Source organism: Haloactinopolyspora sp., assembly GCF_027324685.1.
GTDB lineage: Bacteria > Actinomycetota > Actinomycetes > Jiangellales > Jiangellaceae > Haloactinopolyspora.
Genome location: NZ_DAHVSH010000015.1, coordinates 64,629 through 86,325 on the forward strand (window position 1 = coordinate 64,629; position 21,697 = coordinate 86,325).

Annotated in this window: 18 protein-coding genes, 2 pseudogenes and 1 riboswitch; of the genes and pseudogenes, 17 read left to right on the forward strand and 3 right to left on the reverse strand. The window is 70.7% G+C overall.

Annotated elements, in window-relative coordinates; genetic code table 11:
• Positions 1 to 164: 164 nt before the first annotated feature.
• From M6444_RS02465 to M6444_RS02485, 5 genes are read left to right on the forward strand one after another with little or no spacing between them, the layout of a single operon-like run.
• Positions 165 to 1,568: a solute carrier family 23 protein gene (locus M6444_RS02465; RefSeq protein ID WP_298322677.1), complete on the forward strand. Its 1,404-nt coding sequence runs from the start codon at positions 165 to 167 to the stop codon at positions 1,566 to 1,568.
• A gap of 34 nt (positions 1,569 to 1,602) precedes the next feature.
• On the forward strand, positions 1,603 to 2,505 hold the full coding sequence (locus M6444_RS02470; RefSeq protein WP_298322680.1) for a xanthine dehydrogenase family protein subunit M: 903 nt from the start codon (positions 1,603 to 1,605) through the stop codon (positions 2,503 to 2,505).
• Between the two features lie 5 nt (positions 2,506 to 2,510).
• Positions 2,511 to 3,029 (forward strand): (2Fe-2S)-binding protein, encoded by a 519-nt coding sequence (locus M6444_RS02475; protein ID WP_298322682.1) that lies wholly within the window; start codon positions 2,511 to 2,513, stop codon positions 3,027 to 3,029.
• Complete coding sequence (cutA, locus tag M6444_RS02480) at positions 3,026 to 5,425, forward strand: aerobic carbon-monoxide dehydrogenase large subunit (protein WP_298322684.1); 2,400 nt, start codon at positions 3,026 to 3,028, stop codon at positions 5,423 to 5,425. Before M6444_RS02475 ends, cutA begins: the two co-directional genes overlap by 4 nt.
• Entirely contained in the window at positions 5,425 to 6,069 is a 645-nt protein-coding gene (locus M6444_RS02485; protein WP_298322687.1) for a carbon monoxide dehydrogenase subunit G, read from the forward strand. Before cutA ends, M6444_RS02485 begins: the two co-directional genes overlap by 1 nt.
• Positions 6,070 to 6,095: 26 nt before the next feature.
• Here M6444_RS02485 and M6444_RS02490 read toward each other — a convergent pair whose 3' ends face one another.
• A complete protein-coding gene (locus M6444_RS02490) occupies positions 6,096 to 6,341 on the reverse strand; it encodes a hypothetical protein (RefSeq protein ID WP_298322689.1) in 246 nt (81 codons plus the stop codon).
• Between the two features lie 124 nt (positions 6,342 to 6,465).
• Between M6444_RS02490 and M6444_RS02495 the strand changes: the two genes are divergently transcribed.
• The 9 genes and pseudogenes from M6444_RS02495 to phzG all read left to right on the forward strand — a co-directional run bounded on the left by M6444_RS02495 (position 6,466) and on the right by phzG (position 17,736).
• Complete coding sequence (locus M6444_RS02495) at positions 6,466 to 7,371, forward strand: carbon-nitrogen hydrolase family protein (RefSeq protein ID WP_298322692.1); 906 nt, start codon at positions 6,466 to 6,468, stop codon at positions 7,369 to 7,371.
• Positions 7,372 to 7,447: 76 nt separating this feature from the next.
• A complete protein-coding gene (locus M6444_RS02500; protein ID WP_298322695.1) occupies positions 7,448 to 9,511 on the forward strand; it encodes a hydantoinase/oxoprolinase family protein in 2,064 nt (687 codons plus the stop codon).
• Positions 9,508 to 11,381, forward strand: a pseudogene (locus tag M6444_RS02505) (hydantoinase B/oxoprolinase family protein). Before M6444_RS02500 ends, M6444_RS02505 begins: the two are co-directional and overlap by 4 nt.
• Before the next feature lie 17 nt (positions 11,382 to 11,398).
• Positions 11,399 to 12,577, forward strand: coding sequence for a CoA transferase (locus tag M6444_RS02510; protein ID WP_298322699.1), 1,179 nt, complete (start codon positions 11,399 to 11,401; stop codon positions 12,575 to 12,577).
• A gap of 108 nt (positions 12,578 to 12,685) precedes the next feature.
• On the forward strand, positions 12,686 to 13,633 hold the full coding sequence (locus tag M6444_RS02515) for a carbamate kinase (protein ID WP_298322704.1): 948 nt from the start codon (positions 12,686 to 12,688) through the stop codon (positions 13,631 to 13,633).
• Between the two features lie 24 nt (positions 13,634 to 13,657).
• Entirely contained in the window at positions 13,658 to 14,767 is a 1,110-nt protein-coding gene (locus M6444_RS02520; protein ID WP_298322706.1) for a ring-opening amidohydrolase, read from the forward strand.
• A 34-nt stretch (positions 14,768 to 14,801) separates the two neighbouring features.
• The gene (gene fmt / locus M6444_RS02525; RefSeq protein WP_298322709.1) at positions 14,802 to 15,731 is read left to right on the forward strand and encodes a methionyl-tRNA formyltransferase; all 930 of its coding nucleotides are present in this window, start codon (positions 14,802 to 14,804) and stop codon (positions 15,729 to 15,731) included.
• On the forward strand, positions 15,728 to 17,110 hold the full coding sequence (locus tag M6444_RS02530) for a transcription antitermination factor NusB (RefSeq protein WP_298322712.1): 1,383 nt from the start codon (positions 15,728 to 15,730) through the stop codon (positions 17,108 to 17,110). Before fmt ends, M6444_RS02530 begins: the two co-directional genes overlap by 4 nt.
• Entirely contained in the window at positions 17,107 to 17,736 is a 630-nt protein-coding gene (phzG, locus tag M6444_RS02535) for a phenazine biosynthesis FMN-dependent oxidase PhzG (RefSeq protein ID WP_298322715.1), read from the forward strand. The genes M6444_RS02530 and phzG overlap by 4 nt, the downstream gene beginning before the upstream one ends.
• Positions 17,737 to 17,755: 19 nt before the next feature.
• On the opposite strand, the gene M6444_RS02540 is transcribed toward phzG, so the two are convergent.
• Entirely contained in the window at positions 17,756 to 18,301 is a 546-nt protein-coding gene (locus tag M6444_RS02540; protein WP_298322718.1) for a Uma2 family endonuclease, read from the reverse strand.
• 190 nt (positions 18,302 to 18,491) lie between these two features.
• Here M6444_RS02540 and rpe point away from each other — a divergent pair, with 190 nt between their 5' ends.
• On the forward strand, positions 18,492 to 19,151 hold the full coding sequence (gene rpe / locus M6444_RS02545; RefSeq protein ID WP_298322721.1) for a ribulose-phosphate 3-epimerase: 660 nt from the start codon (positions 18,492 to 18,494) through the stop codon (positions 19,149 to 19,151).
• Position 19,152: 1 nt separating this feature from the next.
• Here rpe and M6444_RS02550 read toward each other — a convergent pair whose 3' ends face one another.
• Complete coding sequence (locus M6444_RS02550; RefSeq protein WP_298322724.1) at positions 19,153 to 20,040, reverse strand: aminoglycoside phosphotransferase family protein; 888 nt, start codon at positions 20,038 to 20,040, stop codon at positions 19,153 to 19,155.
• A gap of 138 nt (positions 20,041 to 20,178) precedes the next feature.
• Positions 20,179 to 20,314: riboswitch (FMN riboswitch) on the forward strand.
• A gap of 111 nt (positions 20,315 to 20,425) precedes the next feature.
• On the opposite strand from M6444_RS02550, the gene ribD reads away from it, so the two are divergent.
• Together ribD and M6444_RS02560 are read left to right on the forward strand one after the other, a co-directional pair.
• Complete coding sequence (gene ribD / locus M6444_RS02555; protein WP_363326213.1) at positions 20,426 to 21,466, forward strand: bifunctional diaminohydroxyphosphoribosylaminopyrimidine deaminase/5-amino-6-(5-phosphoribosylamino)uracil reductase RibD; 1,041 nt, start codon at positions 20,426 to 20,428, stop codon at positions 21,464 to 21,466.
• Between the two features lie 5 nt (positions 21,467 to 21,471).
• Positions 21,472 to 21,697 (forward strand): annotated as a pseudogene (locus tag M6444_RS02560) (riboflavin synthase); the annotation flags it as partial.

A 21,697-nucleotide genomic window follows, 5' to 3' on the forward strand; every position in this document is an offset into this window, starting at 1 on the left:
CGGTATCTCCTCGGCAGTAACTGCCCATGCTCTCGCTGCGCGGGGTGTCTACTTTGCCTGAAACGCGTGCGCGCGGATGATCGACGTCGGCCGTGCGTACCGGTCACGGCCGAAACGATCGCGGGAGCGGCACCGCTGCTGCCGCCCTCACAAGGAGGCGACGCGTGGCACTCGGCTGGAAAGTGGTCTACGGCGGACGGACGCCTCCGCCGGGGGAGGTGGTCCGCCCCGACGAGCGGCTCTCGTGGGCCCGCACGGTCGGGCTGGGCGCCCAGCACGTCGTGGCGATGTTCGGTGCAACGTTCGTCTTCCCGCTGGTCATGGGGCTCAACGCGCAGCTGGCGATCATGATGAGCGGGGTGGCGACGATCTGCTTCCTGCTGATCGTCCAGGGCAAGGTGCCCAGCTACCTCGGCACCAGCGCGTCGTTCGTGGGCGGGGTGGCCGCGATCCGGGCTCAGGGCGGCGACTCCCCGGACGTCACCGGCGCCATCCTCGTCGCGGGCCTGGTGCTGATCGGCGCGGGCGTGGCGATCCACGTGCTCGGCTCCGGCGTGCTGTACCGAGTGCTGCCGCCCGTCGTCACCGGTGCGGTCGTGATGCTCATCGGGTTCAACCTGGCGCCCGTGGTCGCCGACGTCTACTGGCCGCAGGACCAGTGGATGGCGTTGATCGTCATGACCGCCGTGATCATGATGGCGGTGGGCCTGCGTGGGTTCCTGGGCCGGATCGCGATCTTCGTCGGCCTCGTGTTCGGCTATGCCCTGTCGTGGATCTTCGACCGGGTCTTCGGGCAGATCACCGCGTTCGACGCCACCGCGGGTGAAGTCACCACCCACTGGCGGGTGAACTTCGACGCCCTCGGCGACGCCGATTGGTTCGGCTTCCCGGCCGCGACGACGGTCGCCGCCGACGGCACCGAGGTGGTCGGGTGGCACCTGCCGAGCTTCAACGCAGCCTTCATCCTGCTGGTCCTGCCCGCCGTCATCGCGCTCATCGCCGAGAACGCCGGGCACGTCAAGGCGGTGGCGGAGATGACCGACCGCGACCTCGACCCGGTGATGGGCAAGGCGATCGCCGCCGATGGTGTGGGTACCGTCGTGGCCTCGTCCGTCGGCGGCTCACCGACCACCACGTACGCCGAGAACATCGGCGTCATGGCGGCCACGCGCGTGTACTCCACCGCCGCTTACTACGTCGCGGCGCTGGTGGCGATCGGGTTCGGGTTCTCGCCGAAGTTCGGTGCCCTGGTCTCGGCCGTGCCAGGCGGGGTGCTCGGCGGTATCACCGTGGTGTTGTACGGCATGATCGGGATGCTCGGCGCGAAGATCTGGATCGAGAACGGCGTCGACTTCGCCAATCCGATCAATCTCGTGCCGGTGTCGGCGGGCATCATCATCGCCATCGGCGACACCTCGCTCGAAGTCACCGACGATTTCGTGCTCTCGGGTATCGCCCTGGGCACGCTGGTGACCATCGTGATGTACCACTTGTCGTACGTGGTTGCGCCGGACCACCTCAAGCAGGGCAGATCCGCCACAGGCGCGCCTCGGCCGAGCGAGGAATGAGCATGCTGGGCGTCCCGGTAGGAGGATGGACAAGGTGAAGCCATCGGGGTTCGCCTACCACCGCCCGGGCACGGTCGCCGACGCGGTGGCGCTGCTGGGCGAGCACGGCCCCGAGGCCAAGGTGCTCGCCGGTGGGCAGAGCCTCGTCCCGCTTCTCAACATGCGCCTGGCCGCCCCGGCGCACCTGGTCGACGTCAACCGCATCGACGAGTTGGACGTCGTGCGGGTCGCCTCGGTCGATGCCGGACAGGTCGTGCGCGTGGGCGCTGCCGCGCGGCACAGTCGCGTGGAACACGACCCGCTGGTACACGCGGCGCTGCCGTTGCTGCGCCAGGCGCTGGTGCTCGTCGCTCACCCCACGATCCGGCACCGGGGTACCACGGTCGGCAGCCTGGCGCACGCGGACCCGGCGGGGGAGATGCCGGCGGTCCTGGCCTTGCTCGGCGGCTCGGTCACGGTGCGCTCGCAACACGGGCAGCGAGAGATCCGGGCCGCCGACTTCGTCACCGGGCCGATGACGACGTCGGTGCGCGCTGACGAACTCGTCACCGAGGCGAGTTTTCCCGTCCCGCCGGGACGTACCGGCTCGGCGTGGGTCGAAGTGGCCCGGCGGGCCGGCGACTACGCCGTGTGCGGGGTTGGCGTCCTGATCGCGGTGGACGACGACGATCGCATCCGGCAAGCGCGGGCCGCCCTGGTGTCGATGGGCCCGGTACCGGTCGTCGTGGATCTGACCGACGCCGTGGGCGCGGCGCCGTTCGACCAGGCCGACTGGGCGGCCGCGGCTCGGCTGGTCACGGCCCGGGTGGAACCTGACGACGACATCCACGCCACGGCGGCCTATCGCCGGCAACTGGCCGGCGTGCTCACCGCACGGGCAGGACGCGGGGCCGTCGACCACGCGGCGACCCGGGCGGAAGCGAGGGCGAGACGATGACCGCAATGACCCCCACAGGCCCGGCCGAGTCGCTGCACGAGGTGACGCTGACCGTCAACGGGGTGCCGCGCTCGGCGAGCGTGCCCGCTCGCCGGCTGTTGTCGGACTTCCTGCGCCACGACCTCGGGTTGACCGGCACGCACGTGGGCTGCGAGCACGGCGTGTGCGGGGCGTGCACAGTGCTCGTGGACGGGGAGACGATCCGTTCGTGCCTGCAGTTCGCGGTCATGCACGACGGCGCAGAGGTCACCACCGTCGAAGGCTGCGCCCGCGGCGACGGCGAGCTGAGCGCGGTGCAGCGAGCCTTCGGCGAGTGTCACGGGCTGCAGTGCGGCTTCTGCACGCCGGGGTTCGTCACGACTGTCACCGCCTACCTCGACCAGCATCCAGATCCCAGCGAGGCCGAAGCGCGCGAAGCGATCACGGGCAACCTGTGCCGCTGCACGGGTTACCAGAACATCGTCGCGTCGGTCCTGCGGGCGGCGCAGCTGCGCCGAGAGGAGCGGGAGGAGGCACCCGGGTGACGACGAGGACCGTGGGTGAGCCGATAGCCCGGCGCGAGGACCCCCGACTACTCACCGGCCAGGGCCGATTCCTGGACGACATCGGCTCCGCCGCTCTGGCGGCGGCATTCGTGCGCAGTCCGCACGCCCACGCGCGCATCGTGGACATCGACGTCACCGACGCGCTCGCCGTCGACGGCCTGGTCGCCATCTACACCCACGACGACCTACCGGGACGCGTCGGCGAAACGCTGCCGGTGCTCATTCCGCACGAGGCGCTCACCCATGGCCGAACGGCCTGTCCGCTGGCCAAGAACGAGGTCAACCACGTCGGCGAAGCAATCGTCATGGTCGTGGCGACCGACCGCTACCTGGCGGAGGACGCGTGCGAACGCATCCGGGTCGACTACGAGCTGTTGCCGCCGGTGGTGGGCATCGAGGCAGCACGCGACGGCGACCTTCTCGTGCACGACGACGTTCCCGGCAACGTCTCGGCCCACCTCGTCCAGGAGACCGGCGACGCCCGAGCGGCCATCGACACCGCACCACGCGTGCTCGATCTCGACCTCGAGATCGAGCGCAGCGCTTCCACCCCGTTGGAGGGCCGGGGCGTGCACGCGCGTTGGGACGGCGACGACCACAGCCTGCGCGTCTACACCTCGACCCAGGCCTCGACGTCGGTACGCGCGGCGCTGGCGGCCAAACTCGAGCTGCCGCTGGACCGCGTGGAAGTGATCGCGCCGGACGTCGGGGGCGGATTCGGCGTCAAGATCGTGCACCCGTGGCCCGAAGAGGTGCTCGTGGCGTGGGCGGCGATCATGCTGGGCCAGGAGGTCAAGTGGACCGAAGATCGTCGTGAGCATTTCGTCTCCGCGGCGCACGAACGCGGCCAGCTGCAGCACGTGCGAGTCGGCTACGACGACGACGGGCACCTGCTGGGCTTGGACGTGACCATCTGGCACGACAACGGCGCCTACACGCCGTACGGGATCATCGTCCCGATCATCACCACCACGCAGCTGCTCGGGCCGTACAAGCCCGGTGCGTACCGCGCGGAGTTCCACAGCCTGTACACCAACACCGTCGCGGTCACGCCGTACCGGGGTGCCGGGCGCCCGCAGGGCTGCTTCGCCATGGAGCGGACCATGGACGCCATCGCCGCCGACCTCGGCCTCGACCGTGCTGTCGTGCGCGAGCGCAACTTCATCGGCCCCGACGAGATGCCGTACGACCACGGTCTGACGTTCCAGGACGGCCGCCCGCTGATCTACGACTCCGGTGACTACCCCGCGACGCTGGCCAAAGTGAAGAAGCTCATCGGGTGGGACGAGTTCGAGGCGATCCGCGACGAGGCGCGCGCCGCCGGGCGACGTGTCGGCATCGGCCTCGGCTGTTACGTCGAAGGCACCGGCGTGGGGCCCTACGAGGGCGGATTCGTCAAGGTCGAGACCGACGGCACGGTCGTCGTCGCGACCGGGCTCACCACCCAAGGGCAGGGGCATCAGACGGTGTTCGCTCAGGTGGTGGCCGACGAGCTGGGCGTGGCGCTCGACGACGTGGTGGTCACCACCGGCGACACCCGCAGGTTCGGCTACGCGGTCGGCACGTTCGCGTCCAGAGCCGCGGTGATGAGCGGCAACGCCGTCGCGCTCGCCGCGCGCAAGGTACGCCAGAAGGCGCTGCGGATCGCCGGCGAGGCGCTCGAAGCCGACCCGCGCGACCTCGAGATCGTCGACGGCGTGGTGCAGGTGAAAGGCGTCCCGGGGGCGACGATCCCGCTGCGGACCGCCGCGGTGCTGTCCAACCCGTTGCGCTACGCCTTCGATGCGGAATCCCAGCGCGCCACCCAGTTCGCCGCACCCGCCGACCCGGACCGGCCCCCGGTCGCCGACGACGACGAGCCGGGCCTGGAAGGCACCGACTACTACTCGCCGCCTCGCTCGACGTTCGCGAACGGGATGCACGCGGCGATCGTCGAGACCGACCCCGAAACGGCGGAGATCTCGATCTTGCGCTATTGCGTGGTGCACGACTGCGGAACGCTGATCAATCCGCGCATCGTCCAAGGCCAGATCCACGGCGGGGTCGCGCAGGGGGTGGGGGGAGCTTTGTACGAGAAGCTCGTCTACGACGATGCGGGGCAGTTGCTCAACGCGTCGTTCATGGACTTCCTCATGCCCTATGCCAGCGAGATCCCGGTCATCGAGACCGACCACCTGCAGACACCCTCGCCGCTGAACCCGCTGGGCATCAAGGGTGCCGGAGAGGCCGGCGTGATCCCCGTGTCAGCGGTGCTGGCGTCGGCGATCGAGGACGCTGAGTCTTCCCAGGGCATCCGGATCTCGAGGATGCCGATCTCGCCGTCCGAGCTGTATCACCTGCGCGCAGAAGCGACGAACGAGGAAGGCGACAGCTGATGAAGGTCACCGGATCCGCCGTCCTGCACGCCTCGCGCGAGCAGGTGTGGCAGGCATTGACCGATCCCGCCGTCCTGGTGCGGACGATTCCCGGGTGCTTGCGCCTGGAAGCCACCGCACCGGATGCCTACGCCATGACCGTCACCGCCGGCGTCGGCACGATCAAAGGCGTCTACGCCGGCGACGTGCGGCTGCACGACCAGCATGCTCCTGGTTCGTTCGTCCTGTCCGCGTCCGGCGCCGGCGCTCCGGGCACTGTCAGCTGCGACGTCGCGGTCACCCTGAGCGAGGACGGCGACGCAGCGACCCAGGTGGCCTACTCCGCTGACGCCGTCGTGGGCGGCATGATCGGCGGAGTCGGGCAGCGGATGCTCGCCGGGGTCGCGAAGAAGACCGCGGGGGAGTTCTTCGCCGCCGTCGACGACGTGTTGGCCGGGCGCGAGGCCGTGCCGGCGGCGGCGTCGACTACAGCGGCGTCGACGACGGGCAGGGACGCGGGCGTCGTGTACACCGCCCCGCCACCGGCACTGCCTCGCGGCGCCCTCCTGACGGGCGAGTTCACCCGGGGCGTGCTCGTGGGCGCGGCCATCGCGCTGGCCGGGGCCGTCGTCGGTGGTTGGGCCGCCGGGCGACAACGGCGATGAGCGCCCGCGGCGTCGGCGCCGCTCGGTCACCTCGAGGTGTCGCGGTGATCGACGAGGCCCTCGACACCCTTGGCGCTCGCGCAATGCGCGCAACAGTAGAAGTGCCCATCGGCTTCGACGCCGTGCCCGATGACCTTGCACCCGCAGTGTTCGCAGACCGGTGCCATCTTGTGGATCGCACACTCGAAGCTGTCGAACACGTGCACCGACCCTTGAGCATGCACCTCGAAGGCCAGCGCGTAGTCGTTGCCGCAGACTTCACAGACCGCCACGGTGATCACCTCCGCTGCGTCGCCGATGGCTGTCTCTCGATGTTTCTCTCCTCACCGGACCTGCGCAAGCAAAACGGTGACTACCGTGGTGCCCACCCGGCGGCGTCGACATCAGGAGGCGGCGATGCGCGCGTTCACGGCCGCAGCGATTCAGGTACGGCCCCGGGCCGAGCCGTTGACCACCGAGACGATCAAGGCGAACGTCAATCACGCCATCGACTACGCGCAACGGTGCGCTGCTGACACCGGTGCCGAGCTCGTCGTCCTGCCGGAGTCGGTGACGACGGGATTCACCCCCGGATGCTCGCCAGAGGCGCTGTGGGACCTGGTGACCGACGTGCCCGGACCGCTCACCGAGCCGTTCCAGGACGCGGCGCGACGGCTCGGCGTCCACCTCGTGTGGGGCACCTACGAACGAGGCTCCGAACGCGGCATCGTCTACAACTCCGCGGTGCTCGCCGGGCCGGACGGCGACGTGCTCGGGATCTACCGCAAGACGCACCCGTTCTGCACCGAGCTGCGCTCTCGCGGGGGCTGGGTGACGCCGGGCGACGACGTCAGCGTCACCCAGACCGACCTCGGCACCATCGGGATGATCATCGGCTTCGACGGCGACTACCCGGAGCTGTCCCGGATCAGCGCGGTGCGGGGCGCGGAGGTGATCGTCCGGCCGTCGGCGTTGCTGCGCTCGGCGGACCTGTGGGAGCTGACCAATCGCGCTCGCGCGTACGACAACCACGTCTTCGTCGTCGGGGCGAACTGCACCGGGATCGACCCAGCGGGCAAGCTGTACTTCGGCAACTCGATGATCGTCACGCCGACCGCCGACGTCGTGGCCCGCGCCGCCAGCCACGAATGCTGGATCTCCGCGCGGCTCGACCCCGCCACCGCGTTGCGCTCGCTGACGCCCGGCTCCAGCGTCAGCCAGGGATTCGACCACCTGGCCGACCGCAACCTCGAGCTCGTGCGCCGCTACGCAGCCGACCTCACCCGCGACGCGTCGTCGTCGTTCCCGCGCCGAGCGCCGTGACCCGGATGCTGGTGCTGGACCGGGCCGGCCTGGTTGAATCTCGACACCGGTCCCGTCGACGACGCGAGGAGCACCGATGCCGCCTGCGATCCGTGTCGGCATCGACACCGGCGGGACGTTCACCGACGTGGTCGCCGTCGACGAGCGAACCGGCCGGCTCGTGACCACCAAGACGCCGTCCACGCCCGCCGATCCCGCGCAGGGATTCATGACCGGCCTGCACCGGATCCTGGACCGTATCGGCGCCGGCGCGGATGACGTCGAAGCGATCAGCCACGGGACCACGGTCGCCACGAACCGGCTGCTCGAAGGGAAGATCGACGATCTCGGTTTCATCACCACCGAGGGTTACGAACACATTCTCGAGATCGCCCGGCAATCGGTGCCGGACGGATACGGCAACAGCTACTTCTGGGTGAAGCCACCGCGGATCGTGCCGGCCGACCGGGTCCGCACCGTCGGCGGCCGGCTGGCGTTCGACGGCAGCGAGATCCGCCCGTTCGACGAGGACGACGCGGTGGCGGCGGCCCGGTTCTTCCGGGACCGCGGCATCTCGGCTATCGGCGTGTGCTTCCTGCATGCCTACGCAGACCCGCGGCACGAGCAGCGCATGCGCGACGTGCTGGCGCGTGAGCACCCCTCGGCGAGCGTGTCCATCTCGTCGCAGGTGCTGCGCGAATACCGGGAGTACGAGCGCAGCGTGACCACGCTCGTCGATGCCGCCGTCAAGCCGGCGATCGCCACCTACGTGCGGGGGATCCGCGACCGCCTGGCTGGCGTGACCTCGGGGGAGAGCGTCGCGTTCTACGTCATGAAGTCCAACGGTGGCGTGTTGTCGGCTGACGAGGTCGTCGACCAGCCGATATCCACCGTGCTGTCCGGTCCGGCCGCCGGTGCACTCGGTGCGGCGGTCATCGCTGACGCGGCCGGCTTCGACCGGGTGCTCACGCTCGACGGCGGCGGTACCTCCACCGACGTCACGGTCGTGCTCGACGGCAAGCCCGCCCTGACCACCGAGGGCAGCGTCGGCGCGTATCCCAGCAAGATCCCGATGATCGACGTGGTCACGGTCGGCTCCGGCGGCGGATCGATCGCCTGGATCAGCCCCGAACGCACCCTCAAGGTCGGGCCACGCTCGGCTGGTGCCGACCCCGGGCCGATGTGCTACGGCACCGGCGGCCGCGAGCCCACGGTCACCGACGCGCACGTCCTGCTCGGGCGCCTGCCGCCAGGATTGCTCGGCGGCGCGATCACGCTCGACGTCGAGGCCGCGCGTCGTGGCATCCAGGCGCTCGCGGCCGAGCTGGATCTCGACCTGGAGCGATGCGCAGCCGGCATCATCGAGATCGCGGCGTGGAACCAGGCGAACGCGCTGCGCCGGATCACCGTCTCGCGCGGGCTGGACGTGCGTGATTTCACCCTGGTGACCTTCGGCGGCTCCGGATCGCTGGCGGCGTGCCGGTTGCTGGACGTGCTGGGGCTGGCCTCGGTCGTCGTGCCGCGTGATCCGGGCAACCTGTCGGCGTACGGGCTGCTCACCGTCGACGTCCGCAACGATTACGTCCGCACGGCGGTGGCCCGCCACGACGCGCTCGACGTCGCCGCGGTGGCGCGGATCTTCGACGATCTGCAGGCCGAGGCGGGCGCGGTCCTGGCCCGTGAAGGCTTCGACACGGCCCAGCAGCGGTTCGTGCGCACCGCGGACCTGCGCTATGTCGGCCAGGCCTTCGAAGTCCGGGTCGACGTGCCGGCCGGGCCGCTCACCCCGGCGGCCACGAACGCGGTCGCGGCGGCGTTTCACGACGAGCACCGCACCCTCTACGGCTACGACTTCCGTAACGACCAGCGCCAGCCGGTCGAGTGGGTGAATCTCCGCGTCACCGGGGTCGGGCCGATCCGCCGGCCCGAGATCGCCGAGATCGCGCCCGGCGGCGGCGCCGAAGCGAGCAGCCTCCGGCCGGTCTACTTCGACGCCTGGACCGACACCGCCGTGTTCGACCGCGCCGCGTTGGGCGCCGGCGACGTGGTGCCCGGGCCCGCCGTGATCGAGGAGTTCGGGTCGACGCTGCCGCTGTATCCGGGATTTCAGGCCGTGGTCGACAGATTCGGCAACCTGATCATCACCAGGGGGCCGGCATGAGCGCCGCGGTGGAGCCCGTACTCGTCGAGATCGTGGCCGGCTACCTGGCGTCGGTCGAGCAGGAGGTGGAGACCGCGATCGGGCGGACAGCTCGCTCGCCGATGATCCGCGACGCGCACGACTACCGCGCAGGCATCCACGACCGCCGGCTGCGCAAGCTCACGGGCGCTCGTACTCGGCGTTGGTGGACCCCGTGGTCCGCGATCACCCGATCGAGACGATGCGCCCCGGCGACGTCTACTTCCACAACGACGTCTACCTCTCCGAGGGCGGTATCGGGCATCTGCCGGATCTGTGCGTCACCGCGCCGGTGTTCCATACCGAACGTGACGGCGCCGCGCCGCGCGTCGTGGCCTTCGTGCAGGCCTTCGGGCACCACGACGACATCGGCGGATCCGTGCCGGGCTCGATGCCCTCACGGGCGACGAGCGTGTTCGAGGAGGGCCTCATGGTCCCCCCGATCAAGCTGTGGGATCAGGGCGTTCCCAACGAGGCCGCCTTGACGATCATGACCCGCAACTCGCGGACACCGGAGTCTCTCGCCGCCGACCTGGACGCGGAATGTGCGGCCTGTGTGATGGGCGCCCGGCGCATGGCCGAGCTGTTCGACCGCTACGGCCGAGAAACGGTCGAGGCGTGCTTCGAGGCGATCATCGAGCGCACCACGCAGACGTTCCGGCGCGAAGTGATCGCGAAGATCCCGCCCGGGCGATACGTCTGGGAGGACTACGCCGAGCACGACGGCGTCGACCCGCCGCGACTGCACACGCAGCGCATCGCCGTGACCAGGACCGACGATGACGCCGCGCCGCCGGATTTGATCATCGACTTCGCCGGGACCTCGCCCCAGGCCCGCGGGCCGATCAACCACTCCGGCGATCACGCCGACGGTGCGTTCTTGAAGAAGTGGCTGGCGCCGATCCTGCGCAACCTGGCCGACACCCCGGAGCGCATGGCCGAGCTCGACGTCAACGAAGGTGTCGTACCGCTGATCGAGATGCGCTTCCCGCCACCGGGCACGCTGCTGACTCCGGAGTTTCCCGCGCCGACCAACGCGCGAACCTTCGTCATCCTGCGCCTGCTCGGTGTCCTGGCCGGCGCCCTGGCCAAGGCCGTGGACGGACGGATGCCGGCGGATCAGGAGACCATCCGCTACACCGGCGTGTACGGTCACGACGCTGACGGGCGGCGCTACCTGATGCGCGAGGTGCTCGGCGGCGGCTCGGGCGGGCGCTACTACGCCGACGGTGAGGACACCGTGCACGTGGTGCCGGACTCCCGGAACCTGCCGACGGAGTTCAGCGAGTCACGCTTCCCGTTCGTCGTCGAGCGGCTGGGGCTGGCCGTCGACTCCGGCGGGCCGGGACTGTTCCGCGGCGGGCTGGGCTACCACAAGCACATCCGGATGCTGCGCGATGCGCACTTCATGTCCATCGCCGACCGGTCGATTCTGTCGTGCTGGGGTGTGCGCGGGGGCCGCGCCGGCCGGCCGTTCAGCGTGACCATCGACCCGGGCGGGCCGAACGAGCGGCACGTGGACGCCCTGGCCGACGCCGAGCCCGTCGCGGCCGGCGAGACGATCCGGATCCGGACGACCGGCGGCGGCGGGTGGGGCGACCCGCTGCAGCGCCCCTACGACGCCGTCCTGCGCGACCTACGCTGGGGCAAAGTCTCCATCGAGGGCGCGCGAGCCGACTACGGCGTGGTGGCCACCGGACCACCGGATGACCCGGTGATCGACCAAGCGGCCAGCGCGGCGCTGCGGGCGCACGTGGCGAGCCGGCGCGGTGACGAGCCGTTCTTCGACCGAGGGCCGGGTTATCCCCGGTTGGCTCAGGGCCGCGGGGTTCCGGACGTCGACTGGCTGTGAGACGGAGGTGCGGGCCAGTGCACGACAGCGAACGAACGCCGTCCGGCGCGCCGCTGGACGGCTATCTCGTCATCGATCTGTCCCGGGCGCTTGCTGGCCCGCACGCGGCGATGATGCTCGGTGACCTGGGAGCACGCGTCATCAAGGTCGAAGCACCCGGGCACGGCGACGAGTCCCGCGGCTGGGGCCCGCCGTTCGTCGGCGCCGACGACGAACGGATGTCCACCTACTTCATGTCCTGTAACCGCAACAAGGAATCGGTGACCGCCGACCTGAAGGCACCCGAGGGCCGGGAGTTTCTCACCCGGTTGATCCGGCGTGCCGATGTGCTGGTCGAGAACTTCCGCACCGGTGTGCTCGACCGGCTGGGGTTTTCCGTCGACCGCATGCACGAGATCAATCCCCGGCTGGTGATCCTGTCGATCACCGGGTTCGGCCATGACGGTCCCGAAGGCGGCCGCGCCGGTTACGACCAGATCGCCCAGGGCGAGGCCGGCTTGATGAGCATCACCGGTGAGCCCGGCGCGCCGACGAAACTCGGCGTGCCCATCGCCGACCTGCTCGCCGGACTGTACGGCGTGGTCGGCGTCCAGGCGGCACTTCTGGAGCGCCGGCTCACCGGGCGGGGAACGGTGGTGCGTACGTCCCTGCTGGCCGCCGTCGTCGGCGTGCATGCCTTCCAGGGGACGCGGTGGACCGTGGGCGGGGAGGTCCCCGGCGCCAGTGGCAACCACCACGCCGCGATCGCACCGTACGGGCTGTTCCACGCAAGCGACAGCGCGATCCAGATCGCCGTGGGCACCGACCAGCAGTGGCGTGCCTTCGCGCCGATCATGGGGCTCGACCCCGACGACGTCAGGTACGCCACCAACACCGCTCGAGTCGCCAACCGCGATCGACTGGTGGCCGAGATCGACCACGCCCTCGCGGCCCACCCAGCCGAGCACTGGCTGCGCCGACTCGCCGCGGCCGGGATCGCCAGCGGCCGCGTCCGTTCGATCGACGAGGTGTACGGCTGGGAGCAGACCCTCTCGCAGGGTTTGCTGGTCGACGTCGATCACCCGCGGCTCGGCAGCTTCCAGTTGCCCGGGGTCCCGGTCCGCTTCGACGGTGCCGAGCCGCGAACCCATCGAGCGCCGCCCCTGTTGGGCGAGCACGACGAGGCCGTCCGGGCGTGGCTGGACCAGGCGGACTGACTGTGTGGTTTCGCCGACCGAGCAGGCGTCGTTTGGGCGAAGGTCACCATCGCTGCTGCGGGCGGGCGATCCATAGGCTCTGCTGATCGAGCAGGAGGGCGGCGTCAGGTGAGAGTGCTGATCGCGCTGGGGGGCAACGCCATGACGGCGGCCGACGGCTCGGCTCGACCCGGCGATCAGATCGCCGCGGTGACCCGGGCCATGGAGCCGGTGGCCGATCTGGTCGCGGCCGGCTACGAGATCGTCCTCACCCACGGCAACGGCCCTCAGGTGGGGAACTTGCTGGTGAAGAATGAGCTCGCCGCCTCCGTCGTGCCGCCGGTGCCGCTGGACTGGTGCGATGCGCAGACTCAAGGCACGGTCGGGTTCATCGTCATCAACGCCCTCGAGCGGGCGCTGGCCGCGCGCGGCTCGAGGCGCAAAGTCGCCGCCGTCGTCAGCCGCACCAGAGTCGACGCGCACGACCCCGCGTTGACGCACCCCACCAAGCCCATCGGCCGCTCCCTGCCCTACGACGAAGCGCGGGTCCTCATCGAGCACGGGCAGGTCTGGCAGGACCGGGGCGAACGCGGCTGGCGGCGGGTGGTGGCCAGTCCGCAGCCGCTCGAGGTACTCGATGCTCCGGCCGTGTCTGCCCTGGTGGCGGCCGGGTTCGTGGTGGTGGCCAGTGGCGGAGGCGGTGTACCGGTGACGCGCGCGGCCGACGGCGCGTTGCGTGGCGTCGAAGCCGTGATCGACAAGGACGCCACCGCGGCGCTGCTGGCGCTCACGCTGGGGGTGGACGTCATGGTCATCGCGACCGACGTCGACGCCGCTGCCTTGTGGTTCGGAACCCCGCAGGCCCGTCCGATCGGCCGCGTGGACGTCGAGACGCTGCGCGCCTACGCCGCCGAGGGGCATTTCCAGGCCGGCAGCATGGGCCCGAAGGTCGAAGCGGTATGCCGATTCGTCGAGCAAGGTGGCCGTCGTGGCGTCATCACCTCGCTGGAGCGCATCGGCGAAGCTGTCCACGACTCCGCCGGCACGACGGTGGTCGGGGTGGGCGTGGCGACATGACCACGACGACGAGAGGTGACGACCATGCCTGAACCGATCGCGGTCCACAAGGTGGCGATCAGCCACGTCAGCGACGCTTCGGGACTCACCGGGCTGATCGACGCCGGCGCTGTGGAGGCCGACCGGGTCATCGCGATCGTCGGCAAGACCGAGGGCAACGGCGGCGTGAACGACTACACCCGCATCATCGCCGATCGCGCCTTCCGTGAGGTGCTGGTCGCCAACGGCACCCGGACCGCTCACGAGGTGAGCGACGTCCCGATCGTGTGGTCGGGCGGCACCGACGGTGTGCTGAGCCCGCACGCGACGATCTTCGCGACCGAGGCGGGCGAGCGCGTCGAACCGAGCGACGAGCCACGGCTGACGGTCGGCTTCGCGATGAGCGAGACGATCCTGCCCGAAGAGATCGGGCGCCGCGGCATGATCGAGAAGGTCGCCGACGCGGTACGCACCGGCATGAGCCGGGCCGGGATCACCGACCCGGCTGACGTGCACTACGTGCAGACCAAGACCCCGTTGCTGACCATTCACACCATCCGCGACGCCAAGGCACGCGGCAAGACGGTGTGGACCGAGCACACCCACGAGTCGATGGATCTGTCGAACGGTACGACCGGTCTGGGGGTGGCGGTGGCGCTCGGGGAGATCGACCTGCCCGACGACGCCGACGTGCTGCGCAACCGTGAGCTCTACTCGGCCGTCGCGTCGTGCTCGTCGGGCGTCGAACTCGACCGCGCCCAAGTGGTGGTCGTCGGCAACGCCCGCGGTATCGGCGGACGGTTCCGCATCGGGCATGCGGTCATGAACGACGCGCTGGACACCGACGGCATCTGGGCGGCGATCCGCGACGCCGGGCTCGACCTGCCCGACCGGCCCCACCACACCGACCTCGGCGGGCGCTTGGTCAACGTCTTCCTCAAATGCGAGGTCAGCCAAGACGGCATGGTGCGGGGACGGCGCAACGCGATGCTCGACGACTCCGACGTGCACTGGCACCGCCAGATCAAGGCATGCGTGGGCGGCGTGACCGCCGCGGCCACCGGCGACCCCGCGGTCTTCGTCTCCGTGTCAGCGGCACATCAAGGACCCGACGGGGGCGGCCCGGTGGCCGCCATCGTCGACCTCGGCGATTGAGGCGGTGACCGACCCAGCCGATAGGGTCGGTCGAATGCGGGTTCTGTTCGCGGGCACGCCTGAAGTCGCCGTGCCCTCCCTGGAAGCGCTGCTCGCCTCCCATCACGAGGTCGTCGCGGTACTGACCAGGCCTGATGCTCCCGCCGGCCGGGGACGTAAGCTCACCCCGAGCCCGGTGGCGGCGGTGGCCGAGCGCGCCGGTGTCGAGGTGCTCAAGCCGGCCCGGCTGCGCGATGAGGAGTTCCGCAGCCGACTGCAACAGATCGCTCCGGATTGCGCCCCGGTCGTCGCCTACGGCGCGCTGATCCCGCCCGACCTGCTGGACGTGCCCGAGCACGGCTGGGTGAACCTGCATTTCTCCTTGCTGCCCGCCTGGCGCGGCGCAGCCCCGGTACAGCGGGCGATCCTCGCCGGCGACGACATCACCGGTGCCTGCACGTTCCGGATCGAGGAGGGGCTGGACACCGGCCCGGTGTTCGGGTCGGTCACCGAGCCGATCGGACCCACTGACACCAGCGGCGATCTGCTCGCGCGGCTGGCGAAATCGGGCGCCACCTTGCTGGTCAAGACTCTCGACGCCATCGAGGACGGCTCGGCGCGTCCGCAGCCGCAGCCGGCCGACGGTGTGTCGATCGCGCCGAAGGTGGAGGTCGACGACGCCCGGGTCGACTGGACCTCGCCGGCGTTGCACATCGACCGGCTCATTCGAGCGTGCACCCCGGCCCCGGGCGCCTGGACGACGTTCCGTGGTGAGCGGCTCAAACTCGGTCCTGTGGTCCTGGATCCGCAGCGAGCCGATCTGGCTGCCGGCGAGATCGTCGTCGACAAGTCCGGCGCCCGGGTGGGCACGGGTAGTCACGCCGTCGTCCTCGGCGACGTCCAGCCGCAGGGCAAACGGTTGATGCCGGCACTGGACTGGGCGCGCGGTGTGCGGCCCGCCGCGGGGGAGCGGCTGGGCTCGTGAGCGCCGCACGTACCCGCGCCGCCGTCGACCCGGCGCGGCAGGCGGCGTTCGACGTCCTGCGGGCCGTCGCCGACGACGACGCCTACGCCAACCTGACGTTGCCGCTCGTGCTGCGTGAACGGCGCCTCAAGGGCCGCGACGCCGCGCTCGCGACCGAGCTCGCCTACGGGGCGCTGCGGGGTCTGGGCACCTACGACGCCATCCTGGCCGCCTGTGCCGACCGTCCGGTGGCCAAGCTCGATCCGCCGCTGCTGGACGCCCTCCGGCTGGGCACCCATCAGCTGCTCCAGATGCGCGTGCCGGCCCATGCCGCGGTGTCCACGTCGGTCGATCTGGTCCGCGCGTGGGTGAACGACGGCGCCGCCCGGCTGGCCAACGCGGTGCTACGCAAGGTCGCCCGGCATGATCTCGACGCCTGGACCGACCAACTCGCCCCGGCCGCGTCCGACGACCCGATCGCCCACCTGGCCTTCCGGCATGCACACCCGGGGTGGATCGTGCGAGCCGTCCGCGACGCTGTGGGCGGCGACCTGGCCGAGACTGCGGCCTTTCTCGAAGCCGACAACGAACCAGCGGAGGTCACTGTGGTGGTACGGCCCGGTCGAGCCGAGGTCGACGAGCTCGTGGCGGCCGGTGCACGGCCGGCTCGGTGGTCACCGTATGCAGCGGTGCTCGAATCCGGCGACCCGGCCCGTATCCCGGTGGTGCGCGAAGGACGGGCGGGGGTGCAGGACGAGGGCAGTCAACTGGTCACCCTCGCCCTCGCCAATGTGCCCGTCGACCCCCCGGACGAACGATGGCTGGACATGTGCGCCGGCCCTGGCGGCAAGGCGGGGCTGCTGGCCGGCTTGGCGAATCCTCGTGGCGCTCGGCTCCTGGCGGTGGAGAAGCACGAGCATCGCGCTCGCCTGGTGGAGCAGGTCCTGCGCGGCGACCCCGGTGAGCACGAGGTGCTCATCGCCGATGCCACCAAACCGCCGTGGCCGGCTGACGACTTCGACCGAGTCCTGCTCGACGCTCCGTGTACCGGTCTCGGTGCGCTGCGGCGACGTCCTGAGGCACGGTGGCGCCGCGAGTCGTCGGACGTGGCGGAGCTTCGCACGTTGCAGGTGAAGCTGCTGCGCTCAGCGCTTCGCGCGGTCCGGCCCGGGGGAGTGGTGGCCTACGTGACGTGCTCGCCACATCTGGCCGAGACCACCACGGTGGTCGACGACGTGCTCGGCGAACGTGACGACGTCGAGCGCATCGATGCACGGGAGTACCTGCCCGGCGTCGAGAATCTGGGTGACGGCCCGGATGTGCAGTTGTGGCCGCACGTGCATGGCACCGATGCCATGTACCTGGCGCTGCTGCGGCGTACCGGCGGTGCGTCGGCGTGACGCTCCAGACGCTCAGCGGCGACGAGGGCCCGGATCTGCCGGAGTTCGACCTCCCGCCCGACGATCCCGTCGAGACGCTGCGCTCGTGGTTGGACGCCGCCGTCGAGCACGGTGTGCGTGAGCCATCAGCGGTGGCGCTGGCGACCGCCGACGCGGACGGGCGCCCATCGGTGCGGACGTTGCTGATCAAGGCGGTCGAGCCACGTGGGCTGACGTTCACCACGGACGCCACCAGCCCGAAAGGCGCGGACCTCGCCGCGCGGCCCTATGCCGCCGTGGTGTTCTACTGGCGCGAGATCCTCCGCCAAGTCAGGGTCGCCGGCTCGGTGCGCAGACTGCCCGCGGCGGAGTCCGACGTCCTGTTCGCCGAGCGGCCGATCGAAGCCCAAGCGACGACTGCCGCGTCGGCCCAGAGCAAGCCGCTGGACAGTGACGAAGCGCTGCAGCGCCGGGCCGAGGCGCTGCTCGCCACCGGCGAGGCGATTCCGCGGCCGGACAGCTGGCACGGCTACCTGCTCGAGCCGGACGAGATCGAGTTCTGGCAGGGCCGCACCAACCGCCTGCATCGGCGACTGCGGTACCGACGCCATGAGGGTGCATGGTCTGCGCAGCGACTGCAGCCGTGAGCGACCCGGACCCGCTGGGTCACAGGTCGACGAGCTCCGCCGGTACCACCGTGACGGGGAAGGGGTTGTCGAGCGTGATCGACTCGGTTCCGTCGGCGCGCCCGGTCATGACGTAGGACCCGTCGACCAGGTCGTAGGCGATCAGCGACGGCCCATCCGGATCGACCACCCAGTAGGAGCGCACCCCCGAATCGGCGTACTTGGAGAACTTGAGCACTCGGTCCTTGCGGCGCGTGCTGGGGGAGAGCACCTCGACGGCCAGAGGCAGCGGGCGGGTGATGTTCTGCGCCCCGATGTCTTCGCGCGCCACGACCAGGACGTCGGGCTGCAGCGACGTGAAGCGGTCCGGTTGCCAGTCCAGCGGAGCGACGAAAACCTTGAGGTGTTTCGGGCACGACTGCCGTAACAGAACGAACAACTCGCCGACGACGGCCTGGTGGATCGGGATCGGTGCCGGGCTCACCAGCAAGATCCCGTCGACCAGCTCATACTGCAAGCCGTCGTCGGGAAGATCTTCGAGGTCGTCGACCGTCCAGTCGTACGCCTCACGGGGCATCACCGCCATAACCGTCATTGTCGCCTCCCTCATGGGCTGATGTCAGCCATCCTGGCGGAGCGGCATGCTCGACGGGTGCGTTGTCGCTAGCCCTGGCGGTTGCCCTGTTTGTCAGAGTCGTTGCCCAGAGTGGGTTGGCTGGTGTCGTTGCCCGGTCCGGCTCGTGGTGGCGGGCCGCGGCCCGCTAGCCTGAGCAACCGTGGGGATCCAGATCGCGCCGAGCATTCTGTCCGCCGACTTCGCCGACCTCGACGCCGAGATCGGGCGGCTCGGCGACGCCGACCTGGTGCACGTCGACGTCATGGACAACCACTTCGTGCCGAACCTGACCATCGGCCTACCCGTGGTCGAGGCGATCCTGGCGCGGACCGACCGCCGCGTCGACTGCCACCTGATGATCGAGGATCCCGACCGCTGGGCCCCGGGGTACGCCGAGGCCGGTGCTCACAACGTCACGTTTCATGCCGAGGCGGCCAGGGCGCCGGTCCGGTTGGCGAGGGAGCTTCGCCGGCTCGGGGCGCGCGCCGGCGTCGGCTTGCGTCCGGCGACGCCGGTCGAGCCGTTCGAAGTCCTGCTGCCCGAGATCGACATGCTGCTGGTCATGACGGTCGAACCCGGCTTCGGCGGGCAGAGCTTCCTGGACGTGTGCCTGCCGAAGATCCGCCGGGCGCGCGAGATGGTGTCGCGCTCCGGCCTGGACGTCTGGGTCCAGGTCGACGGCGGGATCTCGACGGAGACGATCGAGCGCTGCGCGGAGGCAGGCGCCGACGTGTTCGTCGCCGGCTCGGCGGTGTACGGGGCCGAGGACGCCGCCGGCGCCGTGGAGCAGTTGCGCGCCTTGGCCATCCGCCACGCCTGACCTAGCCGGCCAGCACGTGCTCCAGCGCGCGGGTGGCCTGGCCGACCATCCCCGGGTTGGTGTCCCAGTAGTACGGCAGCGCCACGACGGCTTGCAGCAGCGCCCAGCCTCGGCCACGCAGCCACGAAGCGTCGTCGACGGCCAGTTCGGTCCGGAACCGCCGCCTACTGTCCTGGTCGAACAGGTTCCATGCCGGCAGCAGGTCGGTCGCCGGATCACCGAGCCCGAGCGTGGCGAAGTCGATGACCGCCGACAGCCGCCCGTCCAACTCGAGCAGATTCCCTGGCAGCAGGTCCCCGTGGATCCACACCGGCGAGGCGTCCCACGGCCCGACGGCCAGAGACTCCTCCCAAGCACGCAGGATCGCCGCAGCGTCGGCGCGGTCGCCGAGTTCAGTGACCGCGCGGTGTACCGCGTCGTCGTGGACGGCCAGCAGACCGCCCCTGCCCTCGGGCCGGACCGGTGGCGCGTCAGCGGTCGGGATCGTCTGCAAAGCGCGGATGAACGCGGCGAGGTCGACCGCAGCGGTGTCGAGATCGAGCCGACCCTCTTGCGCGTGCCGGCCGGGAAGCCACTCGTACACCGCCCAGGCGAACGGATACCCGTGGTCCGGGGCGCCCGCCGCGCGCTGAACCGGTACGGCAAGCGGCAGCTGCGGGGCCATGAACGGCAGCCAGCGGGCCTCCTGCGCCGCCTGGCCGACGCCACCGGCCATCCGTGGCATGCGTACAGCGAATTCGGCGCCGAGTCGGTAGATGTCGTGGTCGGTGCCGTGCGAATCCACCGCCCGGATCGGCAGCTGCGACCACTGGGGGAACTGCTCGGCCACCAGTCGGCGCACGAGAGCGACGTCGGTGTCGGCCTGGTCGGCGTGCATCTTCGCGGTCATGAGTGACCATGGTGGCCGCGCGCGGCGACGTCGGGCAACGCTGTTTCGGCGGAGCGGCACGAGTCCTGAGCGTCGCCAACCTCACACGGCTCGGGAACACATCACCTGCCGCGAACGGTTACTCTGAGCGAAGACACCACGCGTGCTCCGGGGTCGGTGAAAATCCGAACCGGCGGTGACAGTCCGCGACCCGGGCGTCGTCTCGACGACACTCGGTTGACTCGGTGAAATTCCGAGACCGACGGTGAAAGTCCGGATGGGAGGCAGCACGCGCGGCCGGGTCAGCAGGCTCGCCGCAGGTTGCGGGCAGCACGGTACCCGGCCGTACGTACGGGTCTCGTCGTGCCGTACGGCCCCGGAGCTCGCCTCGAGCGAGGAGGATCCGGTGGCCGGTCCGGCGGAGCTGTCGGCGATGCGCCGCGCCGTCGAATTGTCCACGCGCGCCGCGCTCACCACGCCACCCAATCCCGACGTCGGCTGCGTCGTGCTCGACGCCGCGGGCGACATCGTCGGCGAGGGCTGGCACGAACGGCCCGGTGGGCCCCATGCCGAGATCCACGCACTGCGGGCCGCCGGCGAACGTGCCCGCGGGGGCACGGCCGTGGTCACCCTGGAACCGTGCGCGCACACCGGGCGCACGGGGCCGTGCACCGACGCGTTGATCGAGGCCGGGATCGCCCGCGTGGTGGTGGCGGTGCCCGAGCCCAGCAGCGTCGCCGCGGGCGGCATCGCCCGGTTGCGCGCCCACGGTGTCGACGTCGAGGTGGGCGTCCTCCAGGACGAGGCGGCCGCGGCGAATGCCCGCTGGCTCACGCCGTTTCGCCTCGGCCGTCCGTTCGTGGTCTGGAAGTTCGCGGCGACCCTCGACGGGCGCAGCGCCGCGGCTGACGGAACCAGCCGCTGGATCACCGGCGCGGACGCGCGCACCGACGTACACCGGCTGCGCGCCGCGGTCGACACCGTCGTCGTGGGCCTGGGCACGGTGCTGGCCGACGATCCCCAGCTCACCGCACGAGACGTGGGAGCACAGCGCCAGCCGCTTCGGGTGGTCGTCGACAGCACCGGGCGTACGCCGAGCACCGCTCGCGTGCGCGACGGCGCCGCCGACACCTGGATCGCCACGGCCGACGACGTCGGCTCCGGCCCGGAGGGTCGAGTCGACTTGACCAAGCTGCTCACGGCGCTGCATGAGCGCGGCCGCCGGTACGTGCTGTTGGAGGGCGGCCCGAGGCTGGCCGGGGCGTTCCTGGCCGCCGGGCTGGTCGATCGGGTGGTGGGCTACCTCGCTCCGGCGCTGCTGGGTGCCGGCCCGGCCGCGCTGGGCGAGGCCGGCGTGACGACCATCGCCGACGCGCTTCGACTCGACATCACCGACGTCACGCTGATCGGCGGCGACGTCCGGATCACCGCGGCCCCGAGGAGATGAGGACGATGTTCACCGGAATCGTGGAGGAATTGGGCGAGCTCGTCGCGCTGGACGGCGACGAGCAGGACGCCCGCCTCACTCTGCGTGGCCCACTCGCGGCCAGCGACGCCGTGCACGGCGCGTCGATCGCCGTCGACGGTGTGTGCCTGACGGTCGTCGACGTCGACGACGACCGGTTCACCGTCGACGTCATGCGCGAGACGTTCGACCGCACCACCCTGGGGCGACGCG